Below are 11061 nucleotides of genomic sequence, written 5' to 3' on the forward strand. Positions count from 1 at the left end.
AGGCCGGGGTCACGCTCATCGACACGGCCGACGCGTACTCCCTCGACGAGTCCGACTTCGGGCACAACGAGGAGTTGATCGCCGAGGCGCTCAAGGGTCTCGACACCGAGGTGCTGGTGGCGACCAAGGGTGGTCACACCCGCGGTCCCGGCCGGGCCTGGGGCCTCGACGGGCGGCCGGAGTACCTGCGCGAGGCGTGCGACGAGTCGCTGCGGCGGCTGGGGGTCGAGGCGATCGGGCTCTACCAGTTCCACCGGCCGGACCCGACCGTGCCGGTGGCGGAGTCGGTCGGCGCGTTGGCGGAACTGCTCGACGCGGGCAAGATTCGGATGGCCGGGGTGTCGAATTTCGATCCCGCCCAAATCCGCGAGGCGAACGACATCCTCGGCGGCAGGCTGGCCGCGGTGCAGAACCAGTTCTCGCCGGAGTTCCGCGGCAGTGAGCCGGAATTGGAGTTGTGCGCCGAACTGGGAATCGCGTTCCTGCCGTGGAGCCCGCTCGGCGGCATGGGTGCCGCGGCCGACCTGGGCAGCCGGTTCCGGCCGTTCGCCGACGTCGCACGCGAGCGTGGCGTCAGCCCGCAGCGGGTGTGCCTGGCCTGGATGCTGGCCAAGGCGCCGGTCGTGATCCCCATTCCCGGCTCGTCGCGGCCGGAGAGCATCCGCGATTCCGCCGCGGCGGCAGATCTGCGACTCGACGACACGGAGATGGCCAGGCTCAATGGCGGGATTTCGCCGTCCCATTGATCCGGCGCAAGGGATTCCCCTTACACAATCACATTTTCCCAGTTAGTCCATACGTCAAAGCTATGTCTCTATGGGATTGGTGCGACTGTCGACACTCGGGCAATCTGACTGAAATCCTCTCGTCCCAGGAGGTTGTCCTTGTCCCTGTCTCGACGAACCGCGGCCACGTTGGGCCTCACGGCGGCCGCCACGGCCGCCGTGCTGTTCAGCGCCCTGCCCGGCTCCGCCGCGCCCACCGCACCCGCCGCCGCCGAAGCGACCGGCCCGACCTACGTGTACCGAGTCATCGGCGGCGCCGCGAAGGCCGACGGTCTGCTGACCGCGGGCTTCGACGTCCTTGAAGACCGCGACGGCGACGACCTGTTCGTCATGGGTCGCAACGACACCGGCAGCAGGCTGCGCGGCGGCGGCTTCCGGGTGTCCATCGAGCAGGTGCTCGCCCCGCCGAAGTGGACTCCCCCGACCCGCAGCGGGCAGGCGACGGTGCTCGACGCCGCGGTCGCCGAGGAGACCTACTACGGCGGCTACCGATCGGTCAACGCCCAGTACGCGCACCTGAGCCAGGTCGCGAGCGACCACGCGGCGCTCGCCACGGTCGTCGACTACGGCGACTCGTGGCGCAAGACCCGCGGCGCGGGCGGCTACGACCTCAAGGCCATCTGCATCACCAAGAAGGCGGCGGGCGACTGCGCCCTGAGCACCTCCGCGCCCAAGCCGCGGCTGTTCGTGATGGCCCAGCTGCACGCCCGCGAGATCACCACCGGCGACGTGGCGTACCGCTGGATCGACCACCTGACCGACGGCTACGGCGTCGACAGCCAGGTGACGTCGCTGCTGAACTCGACCGAGGTGTGGGTCGTGCCGATCGCCAACCCGGACGGCGTCGACATCGTGCAGCGCGGCGGCGGGTCGCCGTACACGCACCGCAAGAACGCGAACACCACGAATGGCCCGAACTGCGGCACCACGGGCGGCAGCAGCCAGATCGGCATCGACCTCAACCGCAACACCAGCTCCGGGTACGGCACCGGCAGCAGCACCAACCCGTGCTCGGAGACCTACCGCGGCCCGAGCGCGAACTCCGAGGTCGAGACCAAGGCCCTGCAGGCACTGTGGCGCAGCCTCTACAAGGACCGCCGCGCGACCGGCACCTCGGCCGCCGCGCCCGTCGACACGACCGGTGTCGTGATCAGCATGCACAGCTACTCGAACATGGTCCTGTTCCCGTGGGGCTTCAGCTCGACCTACCACACCGGTAACGACGCGAGCCTGCGCGCGATGGCCAAGGAGATGGCGCGGATCGCGGGGGGCTGGCGCTACGGGCAGCCCGGCGAGGTCCTGTACAACGCGGGCGGCTCCACCGACGACTGGGTCTACGACGACCTGGGCGCGGCGAGCTTCGTGTGGGAGATCGGCAACGGCAGCGGCGGCTGTGCCGGGTTCCTGCCCGCGTACTCCTGCCAGAGCGGCACGTATTGGCCGAAGGTCAAGCCGATGCTGATGTACGCCGCGAGCAAGGCGGCCCGACCGTACGGGCCGTGACCAGGTAAGACCAGCAGGGTGGCCAGGCCGTCAGGGGCGACCGCCACCCCACCCGCCGCCCGCGATGCGAGCGCGGGCGCGGGTCCGCAGGAAAGGCGAGAGCCGGACGTACCTCACACGCCCGGCCCTCGCCTTTCCGTATTTTTGATGTGGAATCACCCAACACCACCCGAACGAGTCGCGATACCCGTGAGTAGTGCCCTACAGTGGGTCACGTCTCGCCGGTTAGGGCGCCTCACCGGAGCGGGATGCGTTCGCGGGTCTATGCCCTCGCTGTGACCCGAGCGCCGGGTCTGGCCGTGTCATGCAGGGGCTCGGCCAGACCCTGAGGCCCGTGTCGGTGTGGGATGCGATGCTGTGTCGCATGACCGGATCGGATCCCAAAGCGGATCTTCACCGCTACCTCGACCTCGGCCGCGACGCGCTGCTCTGGAAGCTCGAAGGCCTCACCGAATACGACATCCGCCGCCCCCTGACGCCCACCGGGACCAACCTGTTGGGGCTGATCAAGCACGTCGCGGGCTGCGAGATCGCGTACTTCGGCGACACCTTCGGCAGGCCGTTCGAGCAGACCTTCGACTGGCTGGCCGACGACGCCGAACCCAACGCCGACATGTGGGCGACGGCGGACGAGTCCCGGGCCGACATCCTCGGCCTCTACGAACGGGTCCGCGCCCACTCGGACGCGACGATCACGGCGCTGACGCTGGAGTCCATCGGGCGGGTGCCGCACTGGCAGCCGGGCCGCGACGAGGTGACGCTGCACCGGATCCTGGTGCACATGACCACCGAGACCCACCGCCACGCCGGGCACGCGGACATCGTCCGGGAACTCATCGACGGAGCCGCGGGCCTGCGCGTCGTCGCGGACAACCTGCCCAGCCACGACCCGGCTTGGTGGTCGACCTACCGCGAACGGCTTGAGGTGACGGCGCGCGGGGCTCAGTGACGAGAGCGTCCAACGGCCAGGAGCGAGTGGGCGGTCAGAGGGGGATGTTGCCGTGCTTGCGGCGGGGGGCCTGCTTGCGCTTGGTGCGGAGCATTGCCAGACCCCGGGCGACCGCGGCGCGGGTTTTCGTCGGGTCTATGACGTCGTCGATGAGGCCGCGTTCGGCTGCGTAGTACGGGTGGGTCAACTGGTCGGCGTACTCGGTTCGCAGGTTGTCGCGGAGGGTTTCGGGGTCGGGGGAGGCTGCCAGTTCTTTGCGGAAGAGGATGTCGACCGCGCCCGCGGCGCCCATGACGGCTATTTCGTTGGTGGGCCAGGCAAGTGCGAGGTCCGCTCCGATGGAGCGGGAGTCCATGACGATGTAGGCGCCGCCGTAGGCCTTTCGGACGATCACCTGGACTCGGGGAACCGTGGCCTCGCAGTAGGCGTACAGGAGTTTCGCGCCGTGGCGGATGACGCCCGCGTACTCCTGTTCGGTGCCGGGGAGGAAGCCGGGGACGTCGACGAGGGTCACCAGCGGGATGGCGAAAGCGTCGCAGAAGCGGACGAAGCGGGCGGCTTTCTGGGCCGCGGCGGCGTCGAGGACGCCTGCGAGGACCAGCGGTTGGTTGCCGACGATGCCGACGACCTCGCCGTCGACGCGGCCGAGTGCGCACAGGACGTTGCCCGCCCAGTGTTCGTGGATCTCCAGGTAGTCGGCGTCGTCGACGATCTCCTCCACGACCGACCGCATGTCGTAGGGTTTGTTCGGTTCGGCGGGGACGATGTCGGCCAGGGCGGGCCGGATGTCGTCCACGGCGCCCTGTGGCTGCGCGGCCGGTGGGGTCTCCAGGTTGTTGGCAGGCAACAGGGACAGCAGGTACCGGACGTCCTCGAAGCAGCTTTCCTCGTCGTCGTGGACGAAGGTCGCGACGCCGGACCGGGTGGCGTGCACGTCGGCGCCGCCGAGTTCGGCGTGGGTGACCCGTTCCCCGGTCACCGCGGCCACCACGTCGGGCCCGGTGAGGTACATGTTCGACGTCTCACGGACCATGAAGGTGAAGTCCGCCAACGCGGGCGAGTAGGCCGCGCCGCCCGCGCATGGGCCGAGGACCACGCTGATCTGCGGGATGACCCCGGATGCCTCGACCTGACGGCGGAAGATTCCGCCGTATCCGTCAAGGGACAGCACACCTTCCTGGATACGCGCTCCCCCGCTGTCGTTGAGCGCCACGATCGGCGCCCCGGCGGCGAGGGCGAGGTCCATCACCTTGTGGATCTTCGCCGCGTGCGCCGCGCCCAGTGACCCGCCGCAGATGGTGAAGTCCTGCGCGTAGACGAAGACGCGGCGGCCGTCGATAGTGCCGGACCCGACGATGACGCCGTCGGAGTGCGGCCGCGTCTCGTCCACCTTGATCCCGCGTGCCTGGTGCCTGCGGAACATCTCCAGCTCGGTGAACGACCCCGCGTCGAGGAGCAGCTCCAGCCGCTCCCGCGCGGTCCGCTTGCCCTGCGCCCGCATCCGCGCGTTGGCCTCGGGCTTGCCTTCCAGCACAGCCTCTTCCAACGCGTCCCGCTCGGCCCGCAGCAGCCGCATGGACCGCACCGGCGGCGCGGGGGGCGCGTCGACCCGACGCAGATGCCGGGCGGGCATCCGGTCCCCCACCGGCGGTGGCGGCGAATCGGGCAGCTCGAACCCCGGCGCGCTCATCGCACGGTCCATAAGAGACAGACAGCCACAAGACTCACCCTCGTCCCATCGGCGGGCGCCTCGTCGCACCCGCGCCTGCTACCCCCGGCGGGCGGCCACAAAGGACCGCCCGCGAACCCGGCCTACGCCGCGAACTGCCCCGGTTCACGCCCGTCGCCCGCGGGACCGCGGTACGCCTGGGCGATCTCCACCCAGGCCGTCGCCTCCGGGCCGCCGGCCTTGATCGACAGGTCGCTGTGGTGGCGGCGGCGCGTCACCAGCAGGCAGAAGTCCACCGCGGGCCCGGAGATCCGGTTCACCGCGTCCGCGGGCCCGAACTCCCACAGCGCACCCGAAGGTCCGGTGATCTCGAACCGGAACTCCACCTCGGGCGTGGGCAGCTCGCGGGCGAGGTAGCCGAAGTCCCAGGTCCGGACCGCGAACGCCACGAGGTACCGCAACCGGTCGGAGTGCGCGCGCCGGACCCCGAGCGCGTCGGCGATGTCCTGGCCGTGTCCGAACAGCTCCATCATCCCGGCGCAGGCCAGGATGGCGGGCGGCAGCGGCCGAACCAGCCACGGCACAACGGTGTCCGCGGGAACCGCCGCCAGCGCCTTGATCGCGTTGTCCCGGTCCGTGCGCCAGCGCGACAGCAGCACCTCGGTCGGATCGTTTATGTACTGCGACAAAGCGGCGTTCACGTTCGCGTCGAAGTCCGGGCTCAGCGTCTGCGCCAGCGCGCCGAACGCGGCCGGGTCGGAGGCGGCGAGGCCCGCCATCCGGAACGTCGCGGCGAGGTGGGCGAGTTGGTGTTTGACCGTCCAGCCCGGCGACGGCGTCGGCGTCGCCCACTGCCCCACGGTGAGGTCCGCGACCAGGCGGTCGACCTCTTCGCCCTCGACGGTCAGCGCGATGATCACGTCCTGCAGATCGGACACGGGAGTAGTCCTTTCACGAGCGAGAGATTTCCAGGATCCGCTTACGCCGCCGCGGCGGTCGTCTCCCGGTTTGCGGACGGGTGGGCCCGCCGTCCGGCCTGCCGGTCGGTGAGGTGCCCGGCGGCGTGCAGCCAGCGGACCGTGTCGGCGATGGTGTCGGCCACCGGCCGCGCCGTGATGGGGTGGGTGCGGACCTCGTCGTCGACCCTGGTCGCGCACGCGCAGGTGTGGATGGCGCCGTACTGCACCGGCAGGCGCCACCGCCACACCCGTTGCAGCAGGTCGCAGGCGTGCCCGATCGGGCCGAGGGCGCGGGCGGGCAGCCGGACCGCGGGCAGCGCCCGGCCGGTCACCGCCCGAAGGTGCCGCAGATAGTCCTTAGTGGACAAGTAGGTGCCGGGCCCGAAGTGCCTGCCGGCGGAGACGGACCCGGTCAGCATCGCGGCGTGCAGTGCCGCTGTGTCGCGGACGTCGCCGAGCGGGTACCCGCCGGTCGGCCAGATCGGGGTCAGTCCCCGCAGGACGTCCCGGACGCGGGCGCTCTGGTCACCCAGGCGCGGGTCGTGCGGGCCCAGCAGGGCGGGCGGGTAGCTGATCGCCACCGGGGTGCCCGCGTCCTGGTGGGCCCGCGCGATCCGCTCGGCCGCCGCCTTGGTCGCCAGGTACGGCTCGCGAAGTGTGCCGACCGGCGAGTCCGGGCCGATGACCCGGACCCCCTTGCCGAACAGCGCGGCCACGGTGGAGACGTGGACCACCCGCCCGACATCGGACCGCCGCGCGGCCCCGAGCACGATCTCCGTGCCGCGCTCGGTGGTCCGCCGCATCCGATCCCGCTGCCTGCTGTCGAAGGAGTACACCGCGGCGGCGTGCAGGACGGCGTCCGCCCCACGCACCGCCGCGGCCACAGTGGACGCGTCGAGCACGTCGCCGACCACCACGTCGACCCGCCCGGGGTCGACCCCCAGCGGACGCAACGCTACGTCCACTATGGACTCATCGCGGACGAGCAGCCGGACCTGGTGCCCCGTGCGCAGCAGCGCCGCGACCGAGTGGGAGCCGACGAAGCCCGTGCCCCCGGTGACGGTCACCAACATCGTCGACTCCCTCGGTCTCAGGCGCTCTTGGCGGGCGGTGGCCCCGCCTGAAGGAAACCGCCGCTGAAGAACATCAGCGCGTCGCGGCCGCCGCCCCGATGGGCGTCGAGCACCCGACCGACGAAGATCGAGTGGTCACCGCCCTCGTAGTCGGCTTCGAGCTCGCACTCGATCCAGGCCAGCGCGCCCATCAGCAGCGGCGCGCCGGTCCGGCGCCCGGGGATCCAGTCGACGGCGTCGAACTGGGTGGGCCCCGCGGGCCTGGTCTTGTCGGAGAAGTAGTGCGCGAGACCGGTCTGGTTCGCGCCCAGGATGGACACGCCGTACCCGCCCGCGGCCAGGATCGCCTGGTGCATCCGAGCCGTCCTGGCCACACAGCACAGCACCATGGGCGGTTCCAGCGACACCGAGGTGAACGAGTTCGCGGTCATCCCGTGGCCGAGTTCACCACCCGCGGTGATCACCGTGATCCCCGTGGCGAACTGCCCCATCACCTGGCGCAGTGTCGTCCCGGTGGTCGGGGTCGTGCTGTCGGACTCCGGCCTGGCCGCGGGCACCGGCGCCGAGGTCAGGTGAGCGGGAGGCCTGCTGGTCACCACGTCGTCCTCCCGCTCGCCTATGCCGCGTCCGCGTACAGTGCCTTCGGCGAGATCCCCGCCCCGGCGTAAGGCGCGAGCGCCTTGCGCAGCTCCAGCGGGACCCGCGACGGCACGGTGTTGGTGTTCGGGCCGCGCATGCACGCGATCCGCTGCACCCCGCGCGCCACGAGCGTCTCCCCGTCCTCGGCCAGCTTCACGTAGTCGAACGTGAACTGGACCTGGGTCTGCGTCAGCTCGTCGAGCCGCATGCGTATGGACAGCTCGTCGAAGGCTGTGATCTCGGCGAAGAACTCGCACTCGGCCTTCAAGGTGAACAGCTTCAGGTCCTCCTGGACCTCCTTGAGGACCGCGGGCGCCTCGTTCTTGAGGAACATCTCGCGGCACCTTCCCTGCCACCGCAGGTAATTCACGTAGTACACGTTGCCGACGAGATTGGTCTCCTCGAAGCCCACCGTGTGCCGAATCTCGTAGTAGTTCGCCATCAGAGTTCCTCTCCGGACAGGACCGCGAAGACGACCGGGTCGCTGTGGCCGTTGATCGTGGTGACCCACGTCGCGATCTTGACGTCGCCCGCGGACAGCACCACCCACCCGTCGGAGTGGACTCGGTCGAGGGTGAGCGCCTGGCTGGTGATCCCGGCCTTGCGCAGCGACTCCAGGGCGCCCCAGACGCGGGTCCCGGCGACCGCGGCGGTGTCGGCCGCCTCGGTGGCGAGCAGGTCCCGCAGGGCGAGCTGGTCGGCGCCGAGCAGGCCCGTCCAGTCCTCCTCCGTGCGTGCCACGGCGGACTCGATGTCGCAGCCGAGCCGCCCGGAGCCGACGACCGCGAAGGTCAGACCCGCGCCGTGCGACGCGGTGACCGCCGCTCCGTCGATCTCGGGCTTGCCGTCGGGCCGGTGGCGAACGCCCGCGGTGCGGCCGAGTGCTCTGCTGACGGCCAGCTCGGTCTGCTCGCGTCGCTCGGCGCCCTCGGCGTCGGGCTCGATGACGACCGACCGGGTGCCGCCGAGCACCCGCTCCAGTGAGCGCTCTACATAGGACCCGATCAGCGGCGGAACCCAGGGACCGGCGCCGTTGCGGCTGCGGACCGCCCGGAGCACCAGGCCTTCCCACCGCTCGACGACCTGCCCCTCGGGGGTGCGGACGTCGACGTCGTAGGTGTAGCTGTCGCCGTCCTGGTAGCGCTCGCGGGCGTCCATGACCACGTACTCGGTGTCCTGTTCGGACCGCTGCGCCAGGTAGAGCTTCTCGACGCCCTGCGGGAGCAGGATGCCGTCCGGGACACAGCACTGGATGGCGTGCATGACCGCGTCGCGGGTGCCGGGGTCGGCCAGCAGCCGCTGCTGCGGCAGGTACGCGGCGAACCACGGCGCGGGCGAGCTCGTGCCCAGTTCGGCCACCGCGTGGCGCGCGCCTGCCTTGCGGTAGGCCTGCACCCGCTGGAACCGCTTGCCCTGGAACATGACGCTGCCGTACAGCTCGGTCGTCGGGTCCAGCGCGACCGCGGGCACCCGCAGGTCCGGGTTGTCCGACTGGGGAAGCTCGGGGCGGACCTTCAGGGTGGCGCGGAAGTGGTCCGCGCTGAACCCGGTCTCCTCGCTGCGCAGGGCGACGTCGACGGTCTCGGCGTCACGCACCAGCGCGACCAGCCGGATCGTGGTGGCGCCGCCGGGGCGGACCGCGATCGGCCGAAGGAATTCGACGTTCTCCAGCAGCGGCGAGCTTTCCGAGCCGGTGAGCGCCGAGGCGACCTGGGTCATGGCCTCCATGCCGATCACGGCGGGGAAGAGCAGGTCGCCGTCGAGGAGGTGGTCCTCCAGGTACGGGTCGCTGCCCGCGGAGAGTTCCGCCTCGGTGATCAGCTCGATGCCCGGGTAGTGCACGATCACCTGGTCGACGAACCGGGTCATCGGCAGTTCGGCGTCCTCCATCTCGACGGTGGGCAGCCCGGCCGCGCGGCCGCTGACCACCAGCACCGGACCGGCGCTCGCGTCGGCCAGCACCTCACGCAGGACGGCGATGCCGTTCTCGGTGGAGATGGGGGTGATGCCGTCGCGCATGAGCATCTCGACGACGCCGAGCTTCTCGCCCATGCCCGCGCCCGACCAGACCGACCACTCCAGCGCCAGCACCCTCGCGTTCGGGTGCTCCTCGCCGAACTTGACGGTCAGCTCGGACATCCAGTCGTTGGCGGTGGAGTAGTGCGCCTCGCCGCGCAGACCTGCCCGGCCGATGATGCTGCCGAACGTGACCAGGAGCTTGATCTTGTCCTGGTCGACCGCGTCGAGGACCGCGCGCAGACCGGCGATCTTCGGCGCCAGCGTCCGCTCGAAGTCCTCTTCGGACAGACTGGCCAGCGCGCCGGGCTCGTTGCGGCCCGCGCCGTGCAGGAACGCGGTGACCGGTCCCAGCTCGGCCTCGAACCGCGCGACCGCCGCGGCGATCTCCTCCGGCGAGGTGACGTCGGCCCGCTCGTAGCGGAAGGTGACGCCCGCGGCCTCCATGCGGGCCAGGTTCTCGGCCAGCTCGGTGTCCTTGGCCGGGTCGGCCCGGCCGAGCAGGGCCAGCTTGGCCGAGGAGTCCTGGGCCATGGCCAGGGCGCACTCGGCGGTGATGCCCTTGCCGCCACCGGTCACCAACAGGACGTCGGTGCCGTCGAGCGGCGAGGGTCCGACCGGCCCGGCGGGCGCGGTCAGGGCCTTGAGCACCGGGGTGGTGCGGGTGCCGTCGGCGCTGTAGCGAACCTCGGAGAATCCGTTGGTGGCGGCGGCCTCGCCGACGACCCGGGAGACGACCTCCGCTGTCGAGTCCGGTGTGGACGGTTCGGTGTCGGCCAGGCCGACGACCGTGGTGCGCACCGTCAGGGCCTCGAGGTGCAGAGTCCGGGCCAGGCCCGAGGCTCCGAGGCGGTGCTGCACGACGACGAACCGGGCTTCCTCGGCCGCCGCGGCGATGGCCGCCTTGCCCGCGGCCAGGAACAGGTCGACGTGCGGCTCGCCGTCGTTGGGCAGGCACAGCAGGACACCGTCGCCGATGCCCGCCTTCGCCAGCCCGGCGCGCAGCGGCTCGGCCAGCGGGTGGCCCTGCGGCGCGAACACCTGCCACTGCCCGGGATTCCCGACGCCGACGTCGACCGACGGGCGGCGCTCCTCGACGTAGTCCACCGAGAAGGGCCGAACCCAGGCTCCGATGCCCGCGACGTCCTTGCCCGCGTCGGACCCGCCCTGGGCGGTGTCGGCGAGATCGTCGATCAGCTCCGCCAGCTGGCCCAGCGTCACGGTGGCGAAGTTCGTCGTCGCCGCGAGCGCGGGCCGACCCAGTTCGCGGGTGACCTCGTTGATGATCTGACCGACGGAGATCGAGCTCAGGTGCAGGTCGTCGAGCGGGTGGGTGTCGGCGGTGACGGTCTCCAGCGGCAGTTCGACCCGCTCGGCTGCCAGCTTGCAGAGCAGCTCGAGGGTCGAGATGCCAGTCGAATTGCCAGAGTCCGATGGGGTCGCGTCCGCTGGGGACAAGGGGGTGGAG

At 71.0% G+C, this 11061-nt stretch carries 9 protein-coding genes; 3 read left to right on the plus strand and 6 right to left on the minus strand.

Annotated features, from left to right (window positions below; genetic code table 11):
• From ACRDSQ_RS26125 to ACRDSQ_RS26135, 3 genes are all read left to right on the plus strand, one after another.
• On the plus strand, positions 1-746 hold a 746-nt coding region (locus tag ACRDSQ_RS26125), incomplete at its 5' end, for an aldo/keto reductase (RefSeq protein ID WP_431424609.1).
• Between the two features lie 138 nt (positions 747-884).
• Complete coding sequence (locus ACRDSQ_RS26130; RefSeq protein WP_431424610.1) at positions 885-2288, plus strand: M14 family zinc carboxypeptidase; 1404 nt, start codon at positions 885-887, stop codon at positions 2286-2288.
• A gap of 364 nt (positions 2289-2652) precedes the next feature.
• The gene (locus ACRDSQ_RS26135) at positions 2653-3237 is read left to right on the plus strand and encodes a DinB family protein (RefSeq protein ID WP_431424611.1); all 585 of its coding nucleotides are present in this window, start codon (positions 2653-2655) and stop codon (positions 3235-3237) included.
• Positions 3238-3271: 34 nt separating this feature from the next.
• On the opposite strand, the gene ACRDSQ_RS26140 is transcribed toward ACRDSQ_RS26135, so the two are convergent.
• The 6 genes from ACRDSQ_RS26140 to ACRDSQ_RS26165 form a co-directional block, all read right to left on the minus strand.
• Positions 3272-4813 (minus strand): acyl-CoA carboxylase subunit beta, encoded by a 1542-nt coding sequence (locus ACRDSQ_RS26140; protein ID WP_431424617.1) that lies wholly within the window; start codon positions 4811-4813, stop codon positions 3272-3274.
• A gap of 236 nt (positions 4814-5049) precedes the next feature.
• Positions 5050-5844 carry a TIGR03084 family metal-binding protein gene (locus ACRDSQ_RS26145; RefSeq protein WP_431424612.1) on the minus strand — a complete coding sequence of 265 codons (795 nt, stop codon included), beginning with the start codon at positions 5842-5844 and terminating at the stop codon, positions 5050-5052.
• 41 nt (positions 5845-5885) lie between these two features.
• Positions 5886-6938 carry an NAD-dependent epimerase/dehydratase family protein gene (locus ACRDSQ_RS26150; protein ID WP_431424613.1) on the minus strand — a complete coding sequence of 351 codons (1053 nt, stop codon included), beginning with the start codon at positions 6936-6938 and terminating at the stop codon, positions 5886-5888.
• A gap of 17 nt (positions 6939-6955) precedes the next feature.
• Complete coding sequence (locus ACRDSQ_RS26155; RefSeq protein WP_431424614.1) at positions 6956-7534, minus strand: flavin reductase family protein; 579 nt, start codon at positions 7532-7534, stop codon at positions 6956-6958.
• Positions 7535-7554: 20 nt separating this feature from the next.
• Positions 7555-8019 carry an acyl-CoA thioesterase gene (locus ACRDSQ_RS26160; RefSeq protein WP_431424615.1) on the minus strand — a complete coding sequence of 155 codons (465 nt, stop codon included), beginning with the start codon at positions 8017-8019 and terminating at the stop codon, positions 7555-7557.
• Positions 8019-11061 (minus strand): SDR family NAD(P)-dependent oxidoreductase (locus tag ACRDSQ_RS26165; protein WP_431424616.1); only part of this gene is annotated, 3043 nt, incomplete at its 5' end. The genes ACRDSQ_RS26165 and ACRDSQ_RS26160, both read right to left, overlap by 1 nt.

The organism is Actinokineospora sp., assembly GCF_050699995.1.
Taxonomy (GTDB): domain Bacteria; phylum Actinomycetota; class Actinomycetes; order Mycobacteriales; family Pseudonocardiaceae; genus Actinokineospora.